Origin of the sequence: Streptomyces sp. NPDC001787, assembly GCF_040297465.1 — a bacterium.
Taxonomy (GTDB): domain Bacteria; phylum Actinomycetota; class Actinomycetes; order Streptomycetales; family Streptomycetaceae; genus Streptomyces.
Window position 1 is genome coordinate 146,419 of record NZ_JBEOZE010000008.1, and the last position, 26,176, is coordinate 172,594.

At 68.5% G+C, this 26,176-nt stretch carries 24 protein-coding genes; 17 read left to right on the forward strand and 7 right to left on the reverse strand.

The genetic code is table 11. The annotated features are described in order from the left end of the window. Positions 1–196: 196 nt before the first annotated feature. The gene (locus ABT170_RS14165) at positions 197–1,447 is read right to left on the reverse strand and encodes a helix-turn-helix domain-containing protein (RefSeq protein ID WP_351867073.1); all 1,251 of its coding nucleotides are present in this window, start codon (positions 1,445–1,447) and stop codon (positions 197–199) included. A gap of 83 nt (positions 1,448–1,530) precedes the next feature. Next, a complete protein-coding gene (locus ABT170_RS14170; RefSeq protein ID WP_351867076.1) occupies positions 1,531–2,646 on the reverse strand; it encodes a DNA-binding protein in 1,116 nt (371 codons plus the stop codon). A gap of 297 nt (positions 2,647–2,943) precedes the next feature. Between ABT170_RS14170 and ABT170_RS14175 the strand changes: the two genes are divergently transcribed. Next, the gene (locus ABT170_RS14175) at positions 2,944–3,522 is read left to right on the forward strand and encodes a P-loop nucleotide/nucleoside kinase family protein (RefSeq protein WP_351867079.1); all 579 of its coding nucleotides are present in this window, start codon (positions 2,944–2,946) and stop codon (positions 3,520–3,522) included. Positions 3,523–3,738: 216 nt separating this feature from the next. Continuing rightward, positions 3,739–4,173 (forward strand): NUDIX hydrolase, encoded by a 435-nt coding sequence (locus ABT170_RS14180; RefSeq protein WP_351867082.1) that lies wholly within the window; start codon positions 3,739–3,741, stop codon positions 4,171–4,173. Positions 4,174–4,387: 214 nt separating this feature from the next. On the opposite strand, the gene ABT170_RS14185 is transcribed toward ABT170_RS14180, so the two are convergent. From ABT170_RS14185 to ABT170_RS14200, 4 genes are all read right to left on the reverse strand, one after another. Further along, the gene (locus tag ABT170_RS14185; protein WP_351867085.1) at positions 4,388–5,857 is read right to left on the reverse strand and encodes an amidase; all 1,470 of its coding nucleotides are present in this window, start codon (positions 5,855–5,857) and stop codon (positions 4,388–4,390) included. A gap of 122 nt (positions 5,858–5,979) precedes the next feature. Further along, positions 5,980–7,209, reverse strand: a complete 1,230-nt coding sequence (locus tag ABT170_RS14190; RefSeq protein WP_351867088.1) for an MAB_1171c family putative transporter — start codon at positions 7,207–7,209, stop codon at positions 5,980–5,982. Between the two features lie 6 nt (positions 7,210–7,215). After that, complete coding sequence (locus ABT170_RS14195) at positions 7,216–7,728, reverse strand: hypothetical protein (RefSeq protein WP_351867091.1); 513 nt, start codon at positions 7,726–7,728, stop codon at positions 7,216–7,218. 40 nt (positions 7,729–7,768) lie between these two features. Next, positions 7,769–8,254 (reverse strand): XRE family transcriptional regulator, encoded by a 486-nt coding sequence (locus ABT170_RS14200; RefSeq protein ID WP_351867094.1) that lies wholly within the window; start codon positions 8,252–8,254, stop codon positions 7,769–7,771. Between the two features lie 660 nt (positions 8,255–8,914). Between ABT170_RS14200 and ABT170_RS14205 the strand changes: the two genes are divergently transcribed. From ABT170_RS14205 to ABT170_RS14215, 3 genes are read left to right on the forward strand one after another with little or no spacing between them, the layout of a single operon-like run. Next, the gene (locus ABT170_RS14205; protein WP_351867097.1) at positions 8,915–9,427 is read left to right on the forward strand and encodes a hypothetical protein; all 513 of its coding nucleotides are present in this window, start codon (positions 8,915–8,917) and stop codon (positions 9,425–9,427) included. After that, a complete protein-coding gene (locus ABT170_RS14210) occupies positions 9,420–10,703 on the forward strand; it encodes an MAB_1171c family putative transporter (RefSeq protein ID WP_351867100.1) in 1,284 nt (427 codons plus the stop codon). Before ABT170_RS14205 ends, ABT170_RS14210 begins: the two co-directional genes overlap by 8 nt. A gap of 23 nt (positions 10,704–10,726) precedes the next feature. Further along, a complete protein-coding gene (locus tag ABT170_RS14215) occupies positions 10,727–11,173 on the forward strand; it encodes an NUDIX domain-containing protein (RefSeq protein WP_332757165.1) in 447 nt (148 codons plus the stop codon). A gap of 12 nt (positions 11,174–11,185) precedes the next feature. Here the strand turns inward: ABT170_RS14215 and ABT170_RS14220 are convergent, their stop codons facing one another. Then, a complete protein-coding gene (locus tag ABT170_RS14220; protein WP_351867104.1) occupies positions 11,186–12,067 on the reverse strand; it encodes a helix-turn-helix domain-containing protein in 882 nt (293 codons plus the stop codon). 429 nt (positions 12,068–12,496) lie between these two features. Here ABT170_RS14220 and ABT170_RS14225 point away from each other — a divergent pair, with 429 nt between their 5' ends. The 12 genes from ABT170_RS14225 (at position 12,497) to ABT170_RS14280 (ending at position 26,125) form a co-directional block, all read left to right on the forward strand. Then, the gene (locus ABT170_RS14225) at positions 12,497–13,954 is read left to right on the forward strand and encodes a hypothetical protein (RefSeq protein WP_351867107.1); all 1,458 of its coding nucleotides are present in this window, start codon (positions 12,497–12,499) and stop codon (positions 13,952–13,954) included. Between the two features lie 75 nt (positions 13,955–14,029). Beyond that, entirely contained in the window at positions 14,030–14,725 is a 696-nt protein-coding gene (locus ABT170_RS14230; protein ID WP_351867110.1) for a RusA family crossover junction endodeoxyribonuclease, read from the forward strand. After that, the gene (locus ABT170_RS14235; RefSeq protein ID WP_351867113.1) at positions 14,722–15,267 is read left to right on the forward strand and encodes a WhiB family transcriptional regulator; all 546 of its coding nucleotides are present in this window, start codon (positions 14,722–14,724) and stop codon (positions 15,265–15,267) included. Before ABT170_RS14230 ends, ABT170_RS14235 begins: the two co-directional genes overlap by 4 nt. A 233-nt stretch (positions 15,268–15,500) precedes the next feature. Beyond that, a complete protein-coding gene (locus tag ABT170_RS14240; protein ID WP_351867115.1) occupies positions 15,501–16,769 on the forward strand; it encodes a hypothetical protein in 1,269 nt (422 codons plus the stop codon). A gap of 31 nt (positions 16,770–16,800) precedes the next feature. Beyond that, positions 16,801–17,718, forward strand: a complete 918-nt coding sequence (locus ABT170_RS14245; protein WP_351867118.1) for a DciA family protein — start codon at positions 16,801–16,803, stop codon at positions 17,716–17,718. Between the two features lie 126 nt (positions 17,719–17,844). After that, positions 17,845–18,798 carry a hypothetical protein gene (locus tag ABT170_RS14250; protein ID WP_351867121.1) on the forward strand — a complete coding sequence of 318 codons (954 nt, stop codon included), beginning with the start codon at positions 17,845–17,847 and terminating at the stop codon, positions 18,796–18,798. Positions 18,799–18,872: 74 nt separating this feature from the next. Next, positions 18,873–19,265, forward strand: coding sequence for a hypothetical protein (locus ABT170_RS14255; protein ID WP_332757173.1), 393 nt, complete (start codon positions 18,873–18,875; stop codon positions 19,263–19,265). Positions 19,266–19,811: 546 nt separating this feature from the next. Next, a complete protein-coding gene (locus tag ABT170_RS14260) occupies positions 19,812–22,193 on the forward strand; it encodes an FtsK/SpoIIIE domain-containing protein (protein ID WP_351867124.1) in 2,382 nt (793 codons plus the stop codon). A gap of 44 nt (positions 22,194–22,237) precedes the next feature. Continuing rightward, positions 22,238–23,470, forward strand: coding sequence for an ATP-grasp domain-containing protein (locus ABT170_RS14265; RefSeq protein WP_351867127.1), 1,233 nt, complete (start codon positions 22,238–22,240; stop codon positions 23,468–23,470). A 236-nt stretch (positions 23,471–23,706) separates the two neighbouring features. Then, positions 23,707–24,789 carry a hypothetical protein gene (locus ABT170_RS14270; protein ID WP_351867130.1) on the forward strand — a complete coding sequence of 361 codons (1,083 nt, stop codon included), beginning with the start codon at positions 23,707–23,709 and terminating at the stop codon, positions 24,787–24,789. A 172-nt stretch (positions 24,790–24,961) separates the two neighbouring features. Continuing rightward, positions 24,962–25,594 carry a hypothetical protein gene (locus ABT170_RS14275; RefSeq protein ID WP_351867133.1) on the forward strand — a complete coding sequence of 211 codons (633 nt, stop codon included), beginning with the start codon at positions 24,962–24,964 and terminating at the stop codon, positions 25,592–25,594. 66 nt (positions 25,595–25,660) lie between these two features. After that, complete coding sequence (locus ABT170_RS14280; protein ID WP_351867136.1) at positions 25,661–26,125, forward strand: hypothetical protein; 465 nt, start codon at positions 25,661–25,663, stop codon at positions 26,123–26,125. Positions 26,126–26,176 lie beyond the last annotated feature (51 nt).

The window sequence follows — 26,176 nt, forward strand, 5'->3', positions numbered from 1 at the left end:
GGTCGGTCAGCCGGACAGGCGCGCGGACCGGAAGCGCAGCGCAGCCGTCACGAACCCCTAGGAGACCGGGAGATCCAGCGCACGGGAAGAGCGCCTCGATCGACCGGCCCCGTCTGGGGCGGGAACCGAACGTAGCCGCGCGTTCACGGCTGGGGTTCACGGTGGTGAACCCCTGAAGGGGCCCGCTGGCGGCCGCTCAGGTCAGGGCGCCGACCCGGTGGGCGAGACCGCGCAGGTCACGGCGTGCGTGCGTGGTCATCGGCCGCCCGAGGAGGTAGGTGACGCAGTCCCGCACCAGCGGGTCTACCCGCAGCCGCTGCGGCCCGGCCTGCTCGGCCAGCAGCAGCTGGCGGGTCGCGTCGCCCTCCCGACCGCGCATGTGTGCCAGGGCCCGTCCCAGGTCGGCGTGGTAGGCCATCCTCCGCCCCGGCGCGGTGATCGTCTCGGGGTGAAGGCCCTCACCGGCGTCCGCGGCATCGCCGTGCCGGCCCAGCGCGGTGTTCAGGCTCACACGGTGGATGGCGGTATTGATCAGACCGAAGTTGAGATGCCAATCGCGCGTCTCGCCGGTCCGCTGGGCGAGCCGCTCCGCTTCGGCGAGATGGGTTGCGGCATCCAGGCGGCGCGCCTCGCCCGCGCGGGTCTTGTCGCGGGTGATGGCCGTGGCCGAGATCAGATGGAGCTCGCCGAGCAACGCCTGCGGCGCGCGCCCGGACCCCAACTGCGCCTCCAGGGACGAAATGGCCGCCGCCGCCCGCAGCAGGGCCTGATCCGGGCTGCCGACCGCCAGCAGCACGTGGGCGGTGAAGAAGTCCGACAGAGCCGTGTACTGCGGGTCCTCGAGTTCGGCGATCACTTCGGCGGCACGGGTGACCGCCACGAAGGCGAGATCGGGGTAGCCCAGGTACTTCAACAGCAGCACGCACGCCGGGTGGTACGCACCGGCCAGCAACTGCAGCAGCCGGCGGCGGGCGTAGCCGTGCCGGGCGTCGGCCGCTGCACGCAGATCGGACAGCAGAGCGGGCAGTTCGACCGCGAGCGTTCCGTACTCGGAGGCGTGGTAGAGGTTGTTGGCTCGAGCGACGCGGGCCGTCAGCAACTGGAAGGGGTCCTCGGGCAGCCGCTCGCCGTGTGCTGCCGGGAGGGCGAGTCCCATGAGGGCGAGTCTGAGCGCGGGGATCGCCGCGTGGGCGGCGCCACTGGGCGGGTCCATCGGCGCGGCTGGCTGGCCGGTCAGCTCGGCGGGCGAGATCCGTAAGACGTCGGCGATGGAGTCGATGAACATCTGGCTGTCGAGCAACCGGTGCCCGTTCTCCACCATGGAGAGGTACCCCTGGGAGATCCCGGTCTGTTGCGCCAGGCTCTTCAGGCCGACTCCGCGCTGGCGCCGAAGGGTCCGCAGGTTGGAGCCGATCGTCGCGGCCCGATGTGACTGCTGCTCGTTCATGCTCGCCTGCCCCACGTCCCGAAGATCCATACGCTAAGCCAGGTCGGCCCCGCGTGTGCGGGCATTCCCCGAAAGCGGTGACCTCAGTTCATCCCGAAGCGGCCGGCCATCCTTACAAGCAGGCCGGTGCTGTTCGTGTCCCGGGCGCGGGACTGTAGAGCGTGAAGGAGCTCGCGGGCCAGAGGGTCGAGCCTGATGTAGAGCGGGGCCACGTCCTCGGCAGCGGCCAGGCTCTCGGCGGCCCGGTCGGTGTCCGTGCCTCTTGCCCGGGCCTCGGCCCCGAAGAGCAGCAGGTCGGCTCGCCGGGCTGGCGGCATCGACGCGGCAGCCGCCTCCAGCTCTAGGACCGCATCCAGCACGCCGAACTGCATCGCGCTTCCCGCCGTCGCCACCGCGACTTCCGCGGCTTCCACCTCACCGCCGACACGGTCACCGGCCTGGCCAAGTAGGGTCTCGGCTTGATGCCGTCGGCCTGCTGACGCGTGGGCGAGCGCTGCCGCGCACAGCAGCTCGACGGACAGCGCCGTGGCGAGGTGCTGCGTGGCGCGGTCGGCGGCCGTCTCCGGCAGCCCCATGCTCGTCAGCAGCCGTATCTCCTCGGACGCCGAAAGCTGATCTCCACCAGCGCCGTGGCCGGCGCGGTGGAGAAAACTCCACGCCAGATCCCGGTACCCCAAGCGGCGCAGAAGGCCTGCCGCAGCCACGTAGGCGACAGTCCGCGCAGCTCTCGCATCGGGCCCCTCTCTCCCTTCGGCACACGCCCGGTCCGCCAGTTCGAGCAGCGCGGGCAGGCGCAGCGCCAGCGCGTGCTCGTCTCCGGCCGCCTGTGCGGCCCGGACGTCCTCGGCACCGGCCCGCAGCTCCTCCAGGCCCCGGGCGGAGCCCATCGTACGGGGACCCGCTTGGACAACGTGGCGGCGAAGGTGCCACGCCGTGGCACGAACGACACCGTGCTGCGTCCCGTGAGGTTCATAGGGCTGGCCGGTCAGCTCGGTCGGGTCCAAGCGGAGCCCGGCTGCCAGGGAGTACAGGACACGATGCCGATCCACCCAGTCGACGTCGGCTTCGACGTCGCTGATCAGCTGCTCCGTCAGGCTGGAGGACGACGCCATCTCGGTCACCGTGACACCGCGGCGGTGCCGCCACAGGGCGACACGATGTCCGATCGGGACATGGCCTTCGCCGGTCGTCCCCAGCATCACCAGGGTGCTCGCATGGCTATCGGGCTCCGTGCTCGTCCATGGCGGCGATGCTCGCCGTCCGGATCTGGTCCTCTCCCACGAGACCACATGGGCTTCGCGGCGACACAGTAACCACAAGGATCGAGCCAGCGCGAATATGCCTGTACGGCTCCCGCAGGCGTGGTACCAGCCCTTCCACCGTGGTCACTTGGTCCGAGACCGCGCTCTGCGGTAGGCCTAAGCAGCATGACCGAACTTCGGAATGGCACCTGAAGTCCGGATCCGCTGCCGCAACGACCACATCGGAGTCCACCCGTGCCCGTCCAAACCCCGACCCTGGTCGTGGTCAGCGGTCCGCCGGCGACCGGCAAGACCACCCTTGCCAGGGAGCTCGCCCTGCACCTGGGCTGCCCCGCGATCATCCGTGACGAGATCAAGCAGGGCCTGGCCATGAACCATCCGGGTCACGACCCCGACGGCAGCGATCCACTCAACATCCCCGCACTGGAAGCGTTCTTCGCGACGATCACGGTCCTCCTCAGAGCGGGCTCGACCGTAGTCGCCGAAGCCGCCTTCCAGGACCGCCTCTGGCGCCCCGGCCTGGAGCCGCTCACGACGTTCGCCGACCTCCGGATCATCCGATGCACCACCCCCGCCCCGACCATCGCCCGGCGCATCACCGACCGCGCCCGCACCGACAGCCACCGGGTCGCCCACGGCGACAAGGCCCTGCTCGCCGACATGGACGCCGGCGTGTACGACCCCGATCAGTTCGTGCCCATCAGCCTGGACGCCCCGAACCTGCTGGTGGACACCTCCGACGGCTACGTGCCCGGTATCGCGGAGATTCAGAGGTTCCTGCTGCGGCCGGACCGCGAAGGATACCCAGGCTGAGGACCGGGCCGAGGCTGCCCCACGCAGACCCGGCTTCCGGACCGATCGCGGCACGTCCAGCCCGACGCCGAACAAAGAGCCGCGGGTAGCCTTCGACTCCGCCGGGGACCTCCTCGCGATACCTAGACTCAGCGCCTCCCATCAGACCGGTTCTCGTGCCCGACTTCGGGTTGTGGCTTGCGGGCGCGATCCGAACGACTCCTGAGGAAAACCCCGTTGTCCGAGAAGATCACCAAGGCCAAGGCGTTGTGCTACATCGTGGGTGACGGCCATCTGCTGGTCCACCGTCACGTCGACTTCCCCTGGGAGGAGGTCGGCGTCCAGGTCCCGGCCGGCAGCATCCGCGAGGGCGAGACGCCCGAGGCCGCGGCGCTGCGCGAGGCCCGCGAGGAGACCGGTCTGACGGACTTCAAGATCGTGCGCAAGCTCGGCGTAAGCGAGTACGACATGGGCCCGTACCGCCGCGAGGTCCAGGAGCGGCACATCTTCCTTCTGGAGTTGACCGAGCCGACGCCCGAGCGGTGGCCGAGCCAGGAGGACCACGACGGCGAGCAGGAGCCGACCCGGTTCGAGTGCTTCTGGATCCCGCTGGAGACCGCGCATGTGCTCCAGTCGGGGCAGGGCGCGCTGCTCGGACTCCTGGACGCCTGACCCTACCCATTCGCCTCGACCCGTACAGGGGGGCAGCCGATGCACAGCACACCCGCCCGGCACGGCCGATCGACGAGCTGTACAGCAGCCTGGAGGCCGATGATGGCGAGGCACCGACCGCCGACGGCCGCGATCGTGCTGCCTGCACACCACCTCGGCCGCCGATACCAACGACCACGGCTCAGGTCTCGGCCGACGGTGCCCGCGCTTGGCTCTATCGCCTCCGCAGTTCAGCAGGGCCCAGAGGCTTCGGCAGCAGCTGTGCCAAGTGGGCAGCCACCGAAATGACGGTGCGGTCGGCGAGGTATGGGCCGATGACCTGGACGCTCAGCGGTAGCCCATCGGCAGTACGCCCAGCAGGGACGATCGCTGACGGGAGGCGTACCTGGCTAGTCAGGTTCAACCAGGTCGTCTGGTCGTAGTAGCTGCGCTTCGCGCCGTCGACGGTGATGAACCGCTGTTGCGCTGGAATGGACGTCTGGTCCTCGACGGCCGCTGTCGGAGCGGCCGGCGTGATCAGGACGTCGCGCTGGGTGAAGTACTCAGCCCAGCGCTGGCGCAGCTTCTCGCGGGCCTCGTTCGCGACCAGCCAGTCACGGTGGCGCTGCGTACGCGCCCGCAGATAGAAGGCGCCGGGTGATGTGTCGCCGGGGGCGAGCTTGTCCGCCTGGTCCACCTCCCCCTGGAACACGGAGTCCGGGGTGGTCGCGGTCGACGTGGCGTACATCAGGTTCGTGAACGCCCGGTCGGACTCCGGCATGCTGACGGGTCGCGCGGCGACGTCGACCTGCGCCCCGGAGGACCGAACGAGTCCCGTCACGGTGTTCATCAGGTCACGGGTGTCCGAATCGACGTGGCAGTAGTCGTCATCGGCCCAGATGCCGACCCGGTAGTCCCGCAGCCGGGACAAGCGGGGACCGGGCAGCTCTACCCGCCAGGCCGGGGAGTCTGCCGGTGACGGCCCGACGAGAGCGTCGAGGAGGAGAGCGAGGTCGGCCGGCGTACGCGCGAGTGGACCGAGCGTGGTCATGTCACTCGAGGTGAGCCAGCCGGGCAACCGGGGGATGTGCCCGCGGGTGGAGATCAGTCCGTAGCTCGGACGCAGCGCGTAGACACCGCAGTAGGCCGCGGGGAGACGGAGCGATCCGGCAAGGTCGCTGCCGACATCGAGGCTCGTGAGACCTGCGGCGACAGCGGCCGCCGGGCCGCCGGAGGAGCCGCCTGCGGTCCGGCCGGGGGCATGCGGGTTCTTCGTGGTACCGAAGACGGCGTTGGAGGTCTGGATGTCCTGACAGTACGCCGGGGTGTTGGTCTTCCCGATGACGATCGCGCCCGCTTCACGGAGCCGAGCGACGGCGTCCGCGTCCTGGTCGGGAACATGGTCCTTCAGGTCGGGCGTGCCGCATGTAGTGCGCATACCGGCGGTCTCGAGGGCATCCTTCACCGTGAGGGGAAGACCGTGCAGAGGCCCGAGCGGTTTGCCCGTGCGTGCGATGTGCCGGTCCGCGTTGTCGGCTTCCCTTCTGGCCCGCTCGACATCCAGGGTGACGATCGCGTTGATCCCTGGGTTGGTCGCTTCGATGTGCTTCAGCTGCAGCTCCAAGAGCTGCCGGCTGGAGATCCTTCGGCTTATGAGGGCCGCCACCTGCTCGTGGGCGGGGCGCAGGTGGGGAGCGGTGGTCATGGAAGCGGCCCTTCGGTCGTCCTTGTCCTGGGTGCGGGGCGGAACTACGGCATGGGCAGCGCCGGGCATCGAGGCGTTTACGGCCACGGCTGCTGCGGTGCCTGCGAGGAAGGTACGTCTGATCACTGCTCGCCTCCCGTCTGGCCGGCGGCACGTGCCGCCGGCTGCGATATGGGGGTGGATACGACGGGCGGAGTGAAGTGCGCGGCGATGCGCAGTTGGGCCTGCATGTCCTCTTCTGTGGTGGCAATCGAAAGTCGGGCGTCGGCGTACTCAGCCGGCTCGGCGAAGTCCTGGTCACGCCTCAGGCTGGAAATGCCCTGGCTGATTTGCTCCGCAGTGACGGCAGCCGCGAGGTCGGGATCCCGGAGCCCCTGCTCTCTAAGCCGGTTTTCGGCCTTGGCTCGAACTTGCGGGTCCAGGTAGGGGCGGAGTTCGATCATCCCGTCACGGATCTCGGTTACTCGCCGGTATAGAAGGAAGCTCACCGAACGGAACCGCACAAGCTCTCGTATCTGTGACGGAGCGGGCATTAGGGCGATCGTGGGTGCGGCGGCCTGGAGCGCTCGCCAGAGAGGTTCAAGGCGCCACAAGGCGTAGTGGTCTCGGGACCAGCCGCGAAGGCCCTCAACCCGCCCCATCAGAGTCGGAAGGAAATATCCGATCAAGGTGAGGAGAGCCCCTACATCTCCGCAGAACCAGGCGATGTCCTTGAAGCGGGCGACACTGAAGCCGAACGAGTCGCCAAGGATTCCGCTAATCCTGATAGCGCAGTAGCCCATGATCACAACAGCCCCGGTCGTGATGGTCCGCAGCCCGCGGACGACCCAGACGTTGCTGGCCTGGCGTGCGTGTCGCCAGCAGACGACCCCGAGGTAGACCTCCGCGGTCGTGTACGCGGCCATGTAGAGCGAGAGGTAGGCCTTGTAGGCCGGATCGTGGACGTAGTACGTGGCGAAGTCGGAGGTCCGCTGCACGGCCGGCGTCAGGAGGGCGAACAGGACGAACAGGCCAACGATGACCCCGACGCCGACGAACCCGAAGAGGCGAGTCCGACGACGCGCCTTCTGGGGCGGCAGGGCCCAGTGAGCCAGCACGCTGGTCTGGAACACCAGCACCAGGATCACGCAGCTTTGCGCGAGCGGAACCGCAATGTTGGTGATCCCCAAGACGCTGTCGATGCGAATCCAGATTGGTGTTATGGATATCGCGAAGCTCAGAGCGGACGATAGATATACCAGGCTCAGAAGCACAAGGGACGATTCTCGTCTGTTCTGTTTCAGGTCCCGGAGCAGGAAAAGGAACCCCAAGCCTGCGATCACCAAGCAGATGGGGTGAAGTATGTCCTTCACGGGGCCTTACTTTCTTCCGCGCAGAAATGTGCGCGCAACGCGTCGGTCCACTTCCGATTCGCCGCGTTGGGAAATTACGCGACGCTGGGATGCGTGGATGTGGGCTTGGAGATACGAGCCGTCGAGTTCGGCTTCCATCTCGTCTCTTTCGTCGTACTGGGTCCGGCCGAGCACCATCTGGATCAGTTCAGGGTCGAGATCCGGAAGAAGTCCCCCGACGGTCTCACCGCCAATGCTCGCGCCGCCCTTATGGTTCCTCAGCATGTGGGCGAATTCATGGGCGATGATGTGATCCTGGTGAGCCAACGTGGTTCGCGGATCGAAGAAGACGATGTTGCGGCTCTTCGTGGCGACCCACATGCCGCACGGGGCAGACCAGTCCAATTCGGCGGGCTGTAGCTCGACTGCGCGACCTGTGCGCCGTTCGATCTCGGGCGCCAGGTCGCGGATGCTGGAGGCAGGTGGGAGGCGGAGGCCGCGGACGAAGCCTTCGCTGGCTCGCCTTTGTTCCTGAATCAACTAATCCCCCCGGGCTGGTCATGGGTCCTGGACAGACACATTAGAGAACCGGCTCGTCGGGCTCGTCGGGCAGCCCCTCCAGTTCCCGCACCCTGTCGATCATGGTCATCAGAGTGTCCATGCTCTTAGGGGAGAGGCCGACGGCGCGCAGGGCCACGCGTTCCACGCCGGACTGCTGGAGTTTCTGTAGACGCTTCAACTGCTCGCCGTATCGGCGCGCAAGATCATCATCGAAGAAGTATGCCGGGGGCACCTTGAAGAACTCCGCGATAGCCTCGTAGTGGCGTCGCGTCGGGTTGTCGCGCCTTCCCGTTCGCAGCTGCCATAGATAGGTGCCGGATATCGTGGAACCGCCCTGCTCTTTAAGGGCTGCGGCGACTTCGTCATTGGTGTAAGGGCCGCGGTCCTTCGGGTGTACGACTTCGAAGAGCTGGTTCAGCTTGTCGGCTAGCGAGAGACCTTCGTCACAGGCGTCATTCGCCTCAGTCGGCTCTTCCGGCTGGGGTCGCGGGTTCGCGGGGGTCATGCGGTCCTTCTCGGCGTCGAGGGCAATCCATCTCAGTTGACTATGCCACGGGCATACGCATACGTTCATACCGGCCAGATCAACTGAGATGGATCGAGGGGGCTGGCGCTGTGAGGTTCTTACGCCGCGCGCCGTGGCGCAGGACCTTTCCATGCGCTGCACGCCGACGCGGATGAGCAGTTCGCAGTCAACCCTCCCTCCTGCAGGGCGAATTGCACTGCTGCCGTCAGTCGGAACAGCTCCGCACTGCGCGTGCCAATGATTCGGCCAGCGGCGGTTGCTGTGCCGGTGGGAGACGGGGCTCATCGGCATGGCTGCCGCAGGTGTCCACCGCAGCAGGCAGGGACGTGCCGGGATTGACCTGCGTCCTGCCGAGGGCAGCACAGGAAGGGCTGCCCGACCCGCTGGCGTCACGACGACGCCGCAGGGTTCGAGACCCGTCTCGATGATCAAGGGGGAAGCAGCGGAATGTCGCGCAACGACGGCTCCAGCCAGTCGGCAGACATAGCTCAGGACACACCGCAGGTCGAGGCAGACAACAAGGTCCGCCGACTGCGAGCTCCGCGCAGACCCGCTCGCCCCCCAATCTTCTCCTCCTGGCGCACTGCTTGGCAGCAGCGGCGGACCCTCCGCCGTGACGTCTCCACGATCGTCGACTCGATGCCCATCCCGGTCCCGTTTGACCTGGACCAGCTCATCGCAAACATCGAGGCAGCCAGAGGCCGGCGGATCATCCTCATGCCGGTCCCCGACCACCTCCTGGGCAGCAGCGGCGTGTGCGGACTGTGGCTCAAGCACCAGCACAAGGCGCTGGACGTGATCCTGCACGTAGACAGCACCTCGGCCTATCACCGGCAGCAGATCATCCTGCACGAGCTGGTCCATCTCTGGGCCGACGACGCAGACGGTGTAACCGAGGGTGAGATGGACGACCTCGTGGCGGGCCTTCCGGCAGCCCTCGTGGACCGGCTCATCGGACGAAACCAGGTCGCGGCCCGTCGCCGGTATGAGTCATACCGGGAAGTACGCACAGAAGCCGCTGCGGCCCGGATCAACGAAGCAGCCTCCTTCGACACCTACATCGAAGACACGACCGCCCGACGCCTGGCGGCGGACTTCGCCTATCCCTGCGGCAACGCAGCAAGCACCCTACGAGGGGATCACAATGTCTGACGCGCTCGCGTACGCCATCGCGGGCCTGCTGCTCGTGCAGGCCGTACTGAGAGCCAAGTCCGCACTACGGGGTCGCGTGCGCGAGAGATCGCTCTGGGGCGCCTTCGCTGCCCTGGCCGCGTCCTGGCTGGCACGAACCGAGCCAGGACGCAACCTGCTCAACGGCTTCGGAGTCACGGACCTCGCCTACCTCGTCAAACACGTCCTGGCCATCCTGGGCATCTGCGTCCTCCTCAAGTACGTCACGGCCGTGTACCGCACCGCTGACGACGCCGCCAAGGTCCGCCGATCGGTACGAATCTCCGCCCTCGTCCACCGAGTTGCCACACGGGCTTCCCTCATCACCGTGGCGGTCATGGCGGCCGTCTTCTTCATCGGCCTCGACGAGCCCGACACCTCGACCGTCTTCTTCCTCGCCCGCCACGCCGGTGAGCCGGAACTCGCGGTGTACATGGGCCTCTTCTACCTCTACACGGCGGCGGCCGCCGCGGTCTGTGCCGTCCAGTGGGGTGGGGCGGTGTCGCAGGCACCGATGCGCTCGCTGAAGATCGGGCTGCGCATGATGTCCGCCTCGATGGTCCTGGCCGTGGTCTACGCCGTCCTGCGCATCGGCTACCTGATCCTGATCACGGTCCACCCTGTCTCTGACGCCTTCGCTATCAAACAGGAGGCCGTGACCGACACGATCCTGTACGCGACGTTCCTCCTCTACGGCCTGGGTGCCATTGCCCCGGCTTCGCACGCCGCCGGCATCAGGTACCGGACCCTGCGCTCTCTTCGGGACCTGCACCCTTTGTGGCGTGACCTCGCGCTCACCGCACCGCAGGTCGTACGGCACCGCCCGAGCCAGTTCCTGGGCAACACGAAGCTCAGTGCACCGGTGAACAGACTGCGCGACCTCTTCGGTCATGACGACTCCCCGACCCGCCGCCTTGGCCGCTACGTCACTGAGATCCGCGATGTGATCTACGAGCTTCGCCGCCATGCCCCCGAAGGCCTCGTCGACTGGGCCCGGCGGCAGGCCGAACTGGACGGAGTGCAGGGCAGCGACGCGGACATCACCGCCGAGGCCTACTGGATCCGGGGCGCCAAGGTCGAACTGGCCGAGCGGGAGGCGGGCCTCCCTGCTCCGTTCCCCTTCGGCGCCGGGGACGACCTCGCCGAAGAGATCCCGCACCTTCGGGCCGTCGCAGCCGTCTACGGCCGAATCGGCCCGGTGGATACCCGCGAGAACCGCGGCGGACCGTCGATCCCCGTCGCAGCGATGACGACCTGACCGAACAGACGGAGCACAGAATCATGCGACCCACCCATCTGACCGCAGGCGTGTCCGCCGGAGCGATCGTGACCGATCACGAAGGCCGCGTTCTCATCGTGAAGCCGACGTACAAACCGGGCTGGAACCTGCCCGGCGGCCACCTCGATGAGGGGGAGCGACCTCGTGAGGCGTGCGCGCGCGAGCTGCGCGAGGAAGTCGGCCTCGACCTGGAGGTGGGGCGCCTTCTGGTGTCTGCCTTCATCTCGGCCCCTGGCAGGCCGGCGCACGCGTATTACCTCTTCGACTGCGGACAGCTGTCCGCAGTCGAAGAGCAGTCCATCCGCCTGCAGGAGGGGGAGCTGAGCGAGTACCGCTTCAGCGCCCCCGGGGACATCCCCGAGTCGGATATCCCCCCGCTGGCGCGGAAGATGTGGGAAGCCGCGCTGATCGCCCGGGCGGAGGGTCGGCTGCTCTACGTCGAGGTGTAGTCGTCCGGCGGGTTAGATGTCATCGAGCCCGTCGAGCCCGTCAGGGCCGAGCAGCTTGGCCAGCTCGTCGTTGACGTAGTCCAGCAGTTCGGCCGACACCCCGCCGTTCTCGCCACCGCGGGCTGCCATGACCTTGAGGCCGTTCTTCGCGGTGCGGATGCTGGCGACGATCCGGGCGACCTCTTCGTCGTCGCTCCGGAAGAACATGGGCGGGACGTCGAGAGCTGTGGCCATGGCGTTGAGGACCTCGTCCGAGGCGGTCGTCTCGGCGCCGGTGCGCAGGGCGAAGACCAGCTCGGTGTTCAGTACCTGACGCGAGGACTTCGCGTTGCCACGTGCGGCCAGCTCCCTGTCGGTGGGGGGCTGGTCGTACGTCTCGTTGAGGATGTACGAGATCTTCTCGGCGATGGTGCGCGGTCGGGCCGGCGCGGCCGCGGGAGTGAAGGCGCCGGTGACGTCCGGGACGTACTTGCCGAAAGACCGGTCCTGGGCAGCCCGCAGTTCCTCGGTGGTCACCTTGTAGGCGGCGGCGAGCTTTCCGACGTAGTCGTCGTCCAGGGGGCGAACACCGCGTTCGGCGTTGCTGACCGGGATATGGCTGCGTGTGCCGATCAGCTTGCCGGTGCGGTACTGCGGGATGCCGGCGTCGCACCGCAGGTCGGCGAGGTCCGGCAGGCCGTCGCGAGGGAACAGATCATCGAGCGGCTTCCCCAGGACTCTGGCGAGGCCCGGCAGCTTCTCCGGGTCGGGTGTGGACTTTGCGCCTTCCCAGTTCGCGACGGCGGTGCCGGAGACTTCGACTCCTTCGGCAGCCCCAACCTGCTTCTGCGTGAGTTCCTTGTCGCGACGGAGCTTCCGCACGAGGGAACCGTCGAAGTGGCGAGGGGTAGGCATCCGGAGACGCTCCTGAACGTGGTGGCGGGGGGATGTGGCAACTTCAGTTTAGCTATCCGTTTGATAGCCAAACGTGGCTCGTCTATATTTCCCTATCGGGGGGGCTGATCCAGCTGCTCCTCCACCAGCTGTCCGCTCCGTGAGGAGCCGTGACCGAGCCTGCCCGCAGGAACCAGTCAAAAGCCTGGTCTCGGCATGTTTCCACCCAGCGTTGGAGCCTGAGATGAGTGTGTCACTTGCGTGCCGTCCCCGCCTAGACGGCTCCACAACTTCTGCCAGTTTCGCTATCCCGACCCTCCTCTGATCATCCGGGCGATCGGCTTCCGAAGCCTGTTGCCGACCCGCCCGATGGATTTTCGCGAGAGCTCGCTGTGCGGCCCGTCCGACCGGAATCTGAGCCCGTCGATCCACTACAGAGGGAGTCACCCCATGGCGTACGAGCCGCCGGCCAAGGGCCGTCCGTTCATCGCGTACGAGAAGAAGGCACGCGCTGCCGCTGGGCCCGACGGTCAGACCGTCCGCGCCCGCCCGAGCGTGTACGTGCGGGAGCACGTGGGTGTGAAGGTCAGCGCGTACAAGGTGAAGACGAAGGCGACCGACGACGGCCCCTTCCGCACCGGCCGCGTGACCTTCGACGCCGAGTCCGTCGGGCTGGAGCACGACTTCCACGGGTCGGTCCAGGCCGACTCCAAGGCGGCGGAACTGCTGGCCGAGGCGTTCAAGAACGACCTGCCGGTCACCGTCGCCATCGAGACGACCCGCCGGTACAAGCAGAACGACAGCGGTGAGCTGATCAGCCCTCTCACGCCCATCCACGAGCTGCGCGGCATCGTCGGCGACTCGACCCGGGCGAACGCGGAGATCACCAACCGCAACTGCCGCAACCTCGTGGTCGCGGTCAACGGCGAGTTCACCGACGAGCTGGTCTCCGACCCCGAGGAGTGGGAGTCGCTGCGGGAGAACCGCGACGGCAGTCTCGCCCCCGACGGGTACGCCGTCTTCCAGGGCGCGATCATCCCCGCCGCCAACGCCTCGTCCGGCAGCGTCGACGTGAGCCAGCAGATACGGAACGAGCTGAAGAAGTTCTTCGGCTCTTCCAACACCGCCCCGGCCACCAGCGCGCGCCCGGGCCGCCCGGCGCAGCGGGCTGCCCACGCCGCCGAGGCCAAGCCGTGGGAGGACTGGAACACCGACGGCCGGTTCAACCACGGCTCCTACCTCGCCACCGCCATCCGGGAGACGTACGCGCAGGCGCACCAGATGATCGCTTCGGCGGGCGTCGACCCTGACACCGACCCGGCCGTGGTCGGTACCCTCGCCGAACTGATCCTGGGGATGGCCGACCGTATCCAGCTCGGCGTCTACCGCAAGACCGACGGCAGCGCCATCCGGTCCGACCGCTCCCACCACGAAGCCCGTGCGTGGATCGACTTCGTCGTCAGCCACCAGCCCGCACTCGCCTACACCGCCGAGATGACCGACCCGATCAGCGTTGAGGCGGTCCTCGCCCGCAACGCGTGGGCCAGCAAGGTCATCGCCACCGTCGGCCCGCTGATGGACACGGTGGCCCGCGTCGCCGAGACCGACCGCGCCGTGGGCCCGGACGGTATCCCCGTCGTGCACCCGGTGGCCCGAAGCGACGCCTTCGCCCGCTTCAAGATCCTCATAGCCCACAAGGACGTCGGCCTCGCGGGCTGGCCCGACCGTGTCTTCCCGCTGCTGACCGACCGCTTCGGCACCCACGAGCTGGAGCGCATCGAGATCGCCCACTTCCTTCCCGCGCTCGCGGAGTGGGAAGCCGACCCGGCCGCGTTCCTCGCAGCCGCCCGGGCCAGCGCCGCCGCCCGCCAGACGGCCGAGGCCGAATCCGCTGCCACAGCAGCCTGATCTACCCCGGTGGGGGCGGGAGCGCCGCACAGACGCTTCCGCCCCCACCGGGCCCGAACGAGAGAAGGACGCACGATGGGCACCAGCATCGACATACAGCGCCTCATCACCGACCGCGGTTACCGTCCCTGTCCGTCATGCCCTGCCGTGCTCCGTCCCACCACGACCCGCTGCCCCCACTGCCGCACCCTCGTGCCGGCCCCGTCGGCGGACGCGCCCCTGCCGAGGAAGACCTCCGGCTCGCGTCTGGCCGCCGTCAGCGAAGCAGCCCTCGGCAGTCTGCAGAACCTCCCCGAAAGGCGACTGATCTTCACCGTCATCGGAACGCCCGTCACCCAAGGCTCTGTCGAAGTTCCCGCCCCCGGCGTCGTCAAGTACAGCCGTGAACTCCGTGAGTGGCGCCGCCAGATCAACGCGGCCGCGCAAAAGACCTGCGGCACGGACTGGGAGCCGGCGAACTGCCCGCTCATCATGTCGGCCGTCTTCACCCTGCCCCGGCCCAAGAGCGCGCCCAAGACCAAAGCCGTCCACGCCGCGACCAAGCCCGACATCGACAAGCTGATCCGCGCCGTCCAGGACGCACTGTCCCCTGCCGACAAGAAGGCCTTCCGCGTCTACACGGAGGACTCCCGCATCGTCGGCTACGACATCGGCCCCCACAAGACCTATCCCGCGCCGCTGGGAACGCACGACTGGGCCCTTCCGGAGCCCGGCGTCACCATCGCCGTCGCCCCCGCACCTTCCGCAGCTTCCCGCCAGGACATCGCATGAGCACCACACCCTGCATCATCCACGCCGATCTCTTCCGACTCCTCGAGGACCTATCCGGCTCCGGCATCAACGACCAGATGCTCGACGGGGACCAGCTCGCCATGTTCACCGACGAGGAAGCCGACTTCCGTGAGGCCCTCGGCCAGGCCCGCGCCCTGTGCGCCGCCTGCCCGATGCTTGAGTCGTGTCTTTTCGCCGCGGTAACCGATCATGCGGTCAAGGGCATCGTCGCCGGCACCACCGAGACTGACCGTGAGCGGATCCGCAGCAGCCTCGGCCTGGCCCCCTTCGCGGAAGAGGACACGGACATCTACCTCATGGTCCGCCGCACCTACGACGAGGTCGACGCTGAGAAGGTCGCCGCCATGACCGCGGCCGGCCAGCTGACGCAGGTGGAGATGGCGGAGGAGCTCGGGTGCTCCACCCGCACGATCCGCCGCAAGCAGCGCAGCTCCTGCAACGTGCGCCGGCGGCCGCGACGGAACCCCCTCACCCCGAAGAAGGTCCTCAGCACCGCCGAACAGCTCCTGCCTTGGTTCTGACCGTGACATCGGACAGCGCGAGCTGCGGCAGGCCGAGAGCGGCCTTCTCGCCCGTTGCGTTACCGGGGTCGGCCTCCGCCGCCCACAGCGGCTGACCGCCGACCCCGGCTACCTCGCTTCCGGTCTCCAGCCGGCAAGCGCCCGCCCCTGAGGCGGATCCCCTTCTTCCTCCGCACCTGAGCGGCAGCCACGCCTGACTTTGTGCTGCCCGAAAACACTGAGAGCCCCTCTTCATGCGCCGCCCGTCCCACCAGCCGCACGCCGAGCCGCATCGGCTGGAGCCTGTCCCGTCTGCCGAGCAGGACGTCATCACCACCCGGTCCCGGCGCTGCCAACCTCGCGCCTGGCTCCGGGCCGTCGCCTGGCTCATCGACAGCGGCGCGCATCCCAAGGCACTGGCCACCACGACGGTCGACATCGCCCTCGACCTCGCTGCCCGTATGGACTTCCAGCGGGGCATCGTCCTGTACGACCTCGAAGGCACCGCCCGGCGCGTCGGCATATCGCGCGCCACCGTGAAGCGGCACATCAAGGTCCTGCGCGAGCTCGGCGCGCTCGTCTGGCTGGAACACGGCAGCCGCCGCAACCTCCGTCTCCCGGGCCGCCCGTACACCGCCACGGCCACGGTCTACGGCGCCACCATCCCGCCGGCTTACGACGCTGCCCACGGCCACCGCCTGTCCGGCCACGGATACACCGCTAGGCATACCGGCTTCACCCCTGAAGGCCGGGCCCAGGCCATCGCCGCCGCGCAGGAAGCAGCAGATCAGAACCGGCATGAGCCCCCTTCCCGTAGCACCACCACCCACTCCCCTAAAGCTGACGTGAGAGGTAGATCAACAACTACGCGCCAGGCGCGAGCGAACAAGATCACTCAGCCCAAGAAGAGGTCCGTCCTCGGCCACCCCGTCACCGCCACCGCTTACGAGGTAGCCGACCGGTTCGCCCGAGCACTCCGCCCGCTCCACAACTGGCTTCAGCGCACCCGCATCGAGCAGCTGTCCTGGGTTCTGGTCGACAAGGCCGCCGCCGGCGCATCTCTCCAGCAGGTCCACGCCTGGCTCCACGAGATCAACCCCAGCCACTACTTCGGACCGCGCTGGCGCCCCCATCGCGCGCACGCCTACGTCGCCGCACAGCTCCAGCGAGACTCCGCCCAGGAACGGGAGACGGCGCAGCGGCTGGCCGACGAAGCCCGGGCCACCCCGCCCACCGCCGAGTTCACCAACGCCGTCCAGGCCCTGAGGAACGACAGCGCCGGCAACGCCGAGGAGATCGAGGAATTCGCGGCGGCCACCACCATCGACGAGCTCGATGCCAGCCTCGTGCAGCAGATGAGGGCCGACGCCTGGGGGCGCTTCAAGCACTACGGCGACACCGACCTGGTCCTCACTGCCGTCGACGGACTCGGTGTGGCCGAGGCATCCCGCCTTTACACCGCGCAGCTCGTCGACGCCTGCATCCGCTTCCACAACAACCCGCGCCTGCAGAACGCCTGCTGACCCGCACTCGAGCACGAGGAGGACGAACGACATGACGGCACACCCCGCCATGCACCTGGAACCGGACCTCACCGGTGCACCGAATGCGGACGCCGCTGCTCTCTCCACCGCCCCTTCCAGCGAAGCAGCCACGGAGCCGGTCGCAGGCGCTGACCTGGCGCGAATCGCTCTGCGACGGGCCAGGGCCGACGCCAAGAACAACCCCGTCAAGACCAAACGCAAGCGGGCTGCTGCTCCCCGGCGGGCCAGCGGCTCTGACGGCCGGGACCCCAACCCCCTGGGCAGCATCATCAGCCAGCTGGTGGTGGACAACGAATGGGAGGGAGAAGCTGCGGGAGCGGACCTGAAGAAGGAGTGGCCCTCCCTCCTCGGTGAAACACGTGCCACCCACTGGAAGGCCGAAGAGTTCGACGAAGAGACCGGCACCCTGCGAGTCCTGTGCGAATCCGCCTCATGGGCAGCCAACCTGCGGCTCCTCTCGTCCCAGGTGATCGCCGAGATCAACGAGAAGTTCGAGCGGCTCCAGGCCCAGACGTACCAGGGCAAGCGCCGCTCCAGCCCGCTGCGCCGACTCGACGTGCAGCTACGCAGCGGCCGCCCCACCGCGTCATCCCACGACGCTGCGCCAGCGGCCCCCGAGGCACCTGCCCCGGTACTCCGCAAGGAACGCGCCGCGCCGCCCACCGCCGAGTACCAGCAGGAACGTGCCCGGCAGGCGGAAGCCCGGGCCGCGCGGAAAGCAGCTGGAGAGCCCACCTGCCCGCAGCCGTCAGGAACGCCCGCGCCTCCTGCGCGCCCGCACCCGGGCGACGCCCCCAGCGCCGAGTACCGCGAGCAGCGTGAACGGATCCGGCGGGCACGCAGAGCCACCCGCGAGCAGGTCCTTGCCATAGCGAGGGAGGAACCCGCCCCTCCTGTTTCCGAGGCCTTCTACGCCTACGCCAGCTGACATCTGACTCAGAGAAGGGAAAGTCCCATGCCTGTACCAAGCCCCCCTCCGAGCGCACCGGAGAAGACCACCGCGGCGACGCCTCACCCTGTACGTGAGGTCGGCGACACGGATACTGCCGCCTTGATGAACCATCTGTTCGATCTGTCCCGCACAGCTCCCGTGGTGGTGCTTTCTCCTGATCCCCGCCGCGAGGACGGCGTTTCGCTGATCGATCCGATCCGTTTGTACGAACAGATCAACCCTCAGGCGGAAGTCGCAGTTCTCACCACGCACACAGCTGCCCGCAACCTGCGGGACCTGATGCCTGATCTGGCCGTGTGGGGAGGAGCCGTCCGCATCGTCCGCCCCGGCGCAGCGCCGGACGACCCCAAGCACCGGCATCCTCTCGTCAAGATCACCCCGGGCCGCAGCGACGAGGCCCTCCGGGAGATCCAGCATCAGCTGCTCGGGCGCACCCTCGTCTACAGCACCACGACGCCCCAGCCCGGCAACAGCCGTCTGCCCGTGCCCGGCGACCGCAGCGGCCATGCGCCGGATGACATCGAGCACCTGCGCACCCTGCTGGTGGCCGAGAAGCGCACCGCTTCATCGCTGCGTCAGGACGTACGACGGCTCAGCAAGGCACTGCGAGCAGCCGAAGAGCGAGCCGAGATCGACACCCCCACCATCTACGCCGACCCCGAACAGCAGTTCCGCTACGAGCTCGACCAATGCTGGCTGCGCATGATCGCCGAGCCGGACCGCCCCAGCCAGCCGCTCGCCCCTTTCACCCTCGGCCCGGACTGGCTCACCTCACTGCACGCCATCGAACTCGTGGACCGACGCAAGATCGTCGAGGTGACCGTCGAAGTGCTCACCGGCCTCGCCGCCGCGATACCCGGCCGCCAGGTCCACCGGATGCGGGCCCGCGATGAGCGCGGCGGAGTCCCGCTCGTACGCGCCGACCAGGCCGTCGCGATGCGCTGCCACCTGAAGAACCAGACCTCGGCCGCGCCCCGCCTGATGTGGTGGAGACTGCCCGATCAGAGCATCGAGCTGGCCAGGGTCGCCCTCCATGACGACACCCATCTGCGATGACACACGTGCCGACAGCACGCCGACTCCGAGCGGCAGCGATCCGTACGCGCCGCCGAGATGCGAGGACCTCAACCATGGCCAGCACCAGCCTCTGGAACATCCAGAAGTTCGATCAGACACTGGGCACCTACACCAACCTCGACGCGGCCAAAGCCCACGGCGACCACGTCATCCGTGACCACTACCGTCCCCACATGGACCGCCACCGGGTGCCGGCCAGCCACCGAGTCGTCGACTGGCGTGTTCCCTGCTGCGGCCACCTGCACGGCCCCGGCCAGTTCAACCACACGGCCCACCTGGTCACGCACGCGGTCGGATGCCGACCGCCGGAGTCCCGTGCTCTGGTCCTGCGTCCCTTCTGGGCCGCTACCGGCACGGCGGCGGGCACCGGTCACGTGAGCACCGCCTGGGAGATCTGGCAGGGCTTTGCCTACGCCCGGTTCGACCCCGGCGCGACGCTCGCATAGCCCGGCCAAGTCCGTAGGTGACGGTGCCCCGTCTGCGTACCTCACGCGGGCCACCGTCACACCAGGCCGGGAGCACGGCTCTTGCCCACCTCCCTGCTCACCGGCTGCGAACCGGCGGATCAGAGCTGTCCGCTTTCCCGAGCACGATCCGGGTAACACCGCTGTCGACTCGGGAGGACTACCCTCATGCCCGCGGCCAGAAAACGCCGCCGCCCCGCCGCCCGCCGCCCCGCCGCAGGGCCCGGATGGCCGGTTGGCGCGCACACCCGAACGTGGCTGGCGTTCACCCTGGGCCGCGACCGCAGTCGCGCATTCGGGAAAGTGCCGCACGTCCTCCTCAACTGGCTGATCATGCCGGTGCTAGCCGGAGCCTGGTACCTGCAGTGGCGTCAGTGGCAAGTCCTCTCCTCAGTCACCGTCACCGCCCTGCTGTACACGATTGGGCGAGCCGCACGGGTTATCCCCCGCCAGCGGCGAGCTCTGTCCGAGCTGTACGGCCGTGTGATGAAGCCATGCGGACTGCCGGCTCCCACCGTTACCCGGCCGGTGAACGAAGGCCAGTACATCCGCGTCACCCGCTGGCGGCGCTCCACCGCGATCGCCGCCGCCCGCATCATGATCGCCCCCTCGGCGCCGGCAGCTCAGGCCCGCACCCGGTGGCAGGCCGAGAAAGCCGTCGAAGCCGCGCCCATCCCACCCGGCACCGGCTGGGTCTTCGACTGGGCCAACCCCGGCTCCCTGGCGTGCGATCTCGTCAACGAGGGCGACCCGCGACTGCTGCGTATGCAGGACGAGCGGTGGATCAACACAGTCATCGGCCAGCTCTTCCCCGCGCCCCGCGGCGTCGACGTCGACGTGTCCGTCGCGGTCGGCGCCTGGGAGGACCGCGACGGCCGCGAAGCCCCCACCGAGCTGACTGTCACCCTGGGCGCCTACGACGTCTCCCAGCGCGCCTTCCGGGAGAATGTCGAACGCGTCATCGACGCACAGATCGACCGCGGCCACGTGTGGATCTACACCTGGCAGCCCGGGGAGCTCACGATCCGCGGAGTGCCCGCCGGCTCACCGGAGGCGATCCGCAAGCAGGGCACCCGCTTCATCTCCGACCTCATCACCGCCCAGATCCCGGCCCGGCAGGCCGGCCAGCTCACCGTCGACATCACCAAGTGGGAGGACGACCCCAACAGCCCCAGGGCCAACACGCCACTTGAGATCACCATCAGCCTGGGCACCCTGGACGTCGCCGCGCCAGAACTACGCACCCGTATCGAGCGCACCCTGGACACCGCCCTGTCCAAAACCCTTCCGGACCGGACCTGGCTGCCGGACTGGACCTTCGCCAATACCAACCGGCTGGTCCTGAAGGCTGTTTCCAACGCAGATCCCCGCGCCGTACGGAAGCGGGAAACGGCCCGGCTGCAGGCCGTCGTCGAGTCCAAGTTCCCCACCAAGCGCGGCCAGGACCCCGTCGAGGTGGACATCCACACCTGGAGCAGCCACCGAGGAAGCAACGGTTCCCCGGTCGAGCGGCCCGAGTCCTTCACCGTGACCTTCGGCGCCTACGACGTCACCAAGCCGGAGACCAGGGACGCCTTCGAACAGCACGCTGACTCTCTCACCGACACCAACGACTGGCACTACGCCTGGAGCGAGGCGGAAGGCCGGGTCACCGTCAGCGCCGTCCCCAGACTGCCCACTCAGCTCGCCTTCCCTGAACCCGGCAGCCCCGAGTTCGAGGAGTTCCTCGCCCTCGCCCGCCGCGGCACCATCCGCTTCGGCCCCGTCAAGGGAGGCGGCTGGCTCGACTGGGACCTGCAGCAGACCCCCCACGCCCTCATCGGCGGAAAGACCGGGGCCGGCAAGTCCGTCGCCCTGTCCTTGATTCTCTTCCCCGCCCTGTACGACCCGACCATCTACCAGCTCATCGTCTGCGACCCCAAGCGCACCGACTTCACCTGGACCCCCGAGTTCCCCGCCGTCATCAGATTCGCTGCGACGGACGAAGAGATCTACGAGGCCATCCAGGCCTTCGCTGGCGAAATGGACAAGCGCCAGTCCCTCCTGAACAAGTACGGGCGCCGCAACCTGCAACTCCTCCGCGACGCCGTCGCCCGAGGCGAAGTCGTCCTGCGCGACGACGACACCATCCCGGGCCGGCTGATCCTCTTCTTCGACGAGATCGCCGACTACCTCGCCAAGTCCGCGAACAAGGAGATCGAGGAACTCAAGAACGACGCCAAGGCGATGCTCGAGAAGGTCGCCCGCCTCGGCCGCGCACTGGAGACGAACATCGCCTGCGCCGCCCAGAAGCCGGCCGGCGACATCCTCGGCATGCAGCTGCGCTCCCAGCTCGGCCGACGCCTCGGCGTCGGCCCCCTGGACCAGTACGAATCGCAGCAGATCCTCAACTCCGACCACGGCACCCGCTTCCCGGCCGAAGGCACCCCCAAGGGCCGCTCCTGGGGCTACGACCCCAAGTACGGCTACCAGCAGGCCCAGATCATGTTCCTGCCCGATGACACCACCCCCCTGCCGTGGGACCCCACCGTCACCATTCACGGGGCCAAGGACCTGGCCCGCGCGCACCTCGCCGAACTCGGCTACGTGCAGGTACTCGTGCCCAACAAGGACGGCGGCCAGGACCCCCGCTGGGTCCGCCGCGACCTCGTCGACGAGCCCCCACCGACCCCCGACTCGACACCGGCGCCCTCACCACGTCCGGCGAATGAACCCCAGCAGCCGCGCCTGTCGAAGACTCCGGCCCCGAAGCCGCCCCCCGCCGCGCATCCGGCCCCTCCGGCCGAACCGGAGCAGCCGCGCCTGCCGGAAGCTCCGGCCCCGACGCCGCCTGCCGCCCCCGCGCCCCAGCAGCCAGCCTCCGACCAGCCCCCGGCCGGGAACTGGATGTCCGGCTTCGACTTCAGCTGACCTTGCGCAGCACACCTCACACCACGCCAGAACCTAGGAAGAACATGAAGATCTGCATCGTCGACGGCTACTCCACCGGCGCTACCCTCACCCGCCGCCTGCGCGACCTCGGCGTGAACTGCATCCACGTCCAGAGCGAGCCCCGCACCAACGAATACCTCCAGCGCAGCTTCCGTCCCGACGACTACTCCATGGACTTCGGCTACACCGCCGACATCCCCGCGCTCGCCGGGCAGCTCGCCACTCTCGGAATCTCACGCGTCGTCGCTGGCTCCGAATCCGGCGTGACGCTGGCCGAGACCCTCGCCCAGCAGCTCGGCCTCCCCACCAACACCCCCGGCGGCCGACCGGCACGACGGGACAAGGCGCTGATGTACCAGACCGCCCAGCGCGCCGGGCTCGACGTACCGCAAGGAACCACGGCAGGCAGCCCGGCGGCCGCAGCCGCATGGTTCACGGCATCCGGCCTCACCGAAGCGGTCGTCAAGCCCCTGGCCAGTGCCGCGACCGACGGTGTGCGCTTCTGCCAGACCCCTGAAGAGATCGCCCACGCCACCGAGGCGATCCTCGCCAAGCCCAACATCTTCGGCCAGCGCAACACCGCTGTCATCATCCAAGAACGACTGTCCGGCGACGAGTACTACATCAACTCGGTCAGCTCGGGCGGCGCCCACCGGATCGCGGAGATCTGGCGCTACACGAAGCGGGCCTCCGACGGGCCCATGCCCCTGTACGACTACGAAGAGCCCGTCGCCTTGCACACCGCCGAAGCGAAGCTACTCAAGTCCTACACCTGCCGTGTCCTCGACGCACTCGGCATCCAGGAGTCGGCCGCCCACACCGAGGTGATGCTGACCGCCCGCGGCCCCGTCCTGATCGAAACCGGCGCCCGACTCGGCGGCGCCACCTCCCCCGACATCATCGACAAGTACCTGGGGACCTCCCAGACCGCTCTACTCGCCGCAACCCTCGTTGACCCCCGCACCCTCCTCGACTTCGACGACCAGCTCACCTCCTGGCCAGGACGGATCCGCAATGTCGAGTTCATCAACCCCACCCCCGGACGTGCCAGCGCCGAGGCCGCCGGCACGGTAGCCACGCTCCCCAGCGCGATAGCGGTCTGTTCCTCGATCACCCCTGGCGAACCACTGGAGCGCACAAGCGACCTGACCAGCTCCCCCGGCTACGTATACCTCGCCGCCGAGAGCCAGAGCATCATCGACCGTGACTACACGCTGCTGCGGCAGTGGGAACGCGAGGGGCTCCACATCCGCTAGCGCCGCCGGCGGGGGTAGCCGACGGCCTGCGAAGAACGGCCGTCGGCTCGCTCCTCGGACCGGCTGCGACGACTCCCCGCAGCCGGTGTGACCGTGTACGCAGGAGGCTCGCGTACCGGGGGGAGTTCGCCCGCCGATACTTGATGAGATGTTCGCGTACCCTCGCCGTGCTGCCTGACTTCTGCGGAAGATGGAGGCTCTCCAGACGCCGTGGGGAAGGATCGAGGAGCCCGCAGATGAGCCAGCACTACACCTACTTGACCGAGGTGCAGTGGGGAACCGGCGCTTGGACGCCGCCAGAATGGCGGCCGTACCACTCGGGCAACGTCACGCTCGGGCGTGAAGAAGCCCTGCCGGAGTTTCTTGAGAGGGCTCCAGCCTCCCCGCAGGAGATCATCGACTCCGCTCTGAACTTCACTGCCTGGCTCGTGGAGGATGAATGCCGAGCACGGTGGATCAGCGCGGCCTCCATTCCGACCGGCGGCCCGGCACAGGACTCGATCCAGCGGCGACGGCCGCCGACGGCGCTCCGAGCTCGAGTATCCCTCACGCCGCTGCCCGATTCTGGCAGCGAGACCAGCCTCGTCGAGGAGCGGATCCTCACCGTCCCGCCGCCCACCCTGGAGGACATCGCCCGCTTCCGTGGCGATCCCATCGTGGCCCGCAACTGCCAGGACTCAAGCCTTCCGCCCGCTCGCATCCCGTTCGCAGGTCCCGACGAACCACATCCCGCAGCAGGAACGTACTTCGCGCTCCTGCCCGGCCGGTTCCCCCTCGACCCTCACCTCCCTCAGGCCGCCGAGAAGGCCGAGCTGGCCTACCTGGCCCTGTTCGACGGAGACCAGACGGCGGCAGTGCTGCCGATTGTGGCGGACGGCGCAGCAGACCTGCAGGCAGCGTGCCGGGAGCAGGCGGCACTCCTGGAGCCCTGGGTACCAACCGTCTTGCTCCTGGCCCGATCCGAACGGTTGCCGAACCGCCCGCACCCCGCCTGGGAGGGAGCAGCAAGGGGAAACGACACAGCTGAGGGGCTGGAGGCCGCATCCACCGAGGCAGTCCCGGACGCAGAGACAGGACCGCTCCCGCCATTCGTACGAAGTTGGCACTTCTTCAACGCGTACGGCCAGTTCTGGATCGGGCAGCCGGTGTGGAGGAGGCTCAGCTCTATCGTCGTCCGCCGATGGGCCTCAGCGGCTCCCAGCGAAGGGCGCAACCACATGATCAGATGGGCGATCGATCACGGGTACCCGTCCTCTGCCCTGCACCGCGAGGGCATCCCCGTCCCCATCCCGCTCCGGGGCGGCCGTGGCGCGCCCTAGGCCTGTCTCCCGCTCTTCCTTGATGCTTCAGCTCACGTTCTTCGCCCGGCCCCACGTACGGGCGAAGGGGCGGCGGGAAGGGCGTCATGCGCGGCCGCGGAGACGCCGTCCGGTACCTCACCGCGCGTACCTTCCATGTGCGCCGGAGGCAGCGCGCGGCATCATGAGACCCGTGAACGGATCCGTACCCCATCAGCTCATCGTTGCTGCAGCGCAGGCCGCTGGCCCGTGCCGACCCGGGCTGGAGGCAGCCTGGCACGGCCGGGTGCGCGAGCTCGCGCTGAACCTCTACCTGGACGGCACCCAGCTGGCCGCCGACATCGCGCGCGTCGAAGGCGCCAAGGACCGTGTCCGCGGCGTTCTGACCCGCGTCGAGATCGAGGAGAGCAGCAACCGCGCCTTCATCTACATCAAAGCTCTGGGTCGGGGTGAGGAACGGTTCCGCACCGATCGGCTCGAGAACGACTCAGGCAAGGCGCTGTATGTCACGGCCCAGCGCCTGATCGGTCGGCTCGTCCGCGTCTACAAGGAGATGGAGACGACGAAGGCTCAGGCTGGAGAGCGGCCCAGTAAGGTCCGAATGGCCGTGCACCTGGTCGACCTCGGACCCGCTGACGGAGCCGTCGCCGAGAAGGACGCCAAGGACATGATGGTCGAGGCCGTGGCCGGGGACACTGAACGTGCCGTCGCCGCGTGGCGAGCCGCCGGCCTCCCGGACTCTGGGCCCATCGCCCAGGAGAAGCTCGAAGCGGCCCTGGCCGCCGTCACGGCCGGAGACACGGGGAGCGACGCGGCCCAGGAGTAGCCCCGCCGGGATGCCAGCGCCTGCGCCTGGCCCAGGGGTGTCCGGTCACGGCGGCAGGATCAACCCATGATTGACCTGGGAATCCGCATCGAATTCTTCGACGCCGCCACCGTGGACGTGGACCAGCGCCGCCTCCTCGGGGCGCTCTGCCGCCCGAACGGGTACCTCGCTCTCGCCGTCCCGGCCATCGGCAGCCGCCTCAGCGCCAGCTCGCTACGGCTGACGTCCCGCGACGACTTCCGCCCCTTCGTCCTCGGCTCCACGCTGCGTGTCTGTGATGTCGTCCATCAGCCGGCGCCGCGGCGGCAGGGGCGCGTGCCGGACTGGTGGGGCGACTCGCCCCAAGAGCCGACCGCCACCGTTGTGTTGAGGGCAGCCCTGCGGGGCTCCTCTCTCATGCTGCTGCCGCAGATCAGGCAGTTCGCCGCAGATGGATGGTCCCTGCAGGACCCCACCGAGGGAAGCGAGCTGGAGCGAGCGTGGCACAAGGCCCAGCAGCAGGTCGCCGAGCAGTGGCCGCTCACCGCCTGAGCGGGCCCTCCGTCCAGTGTCCGGCCGTAGTGACCGGGAACGACGATGCGC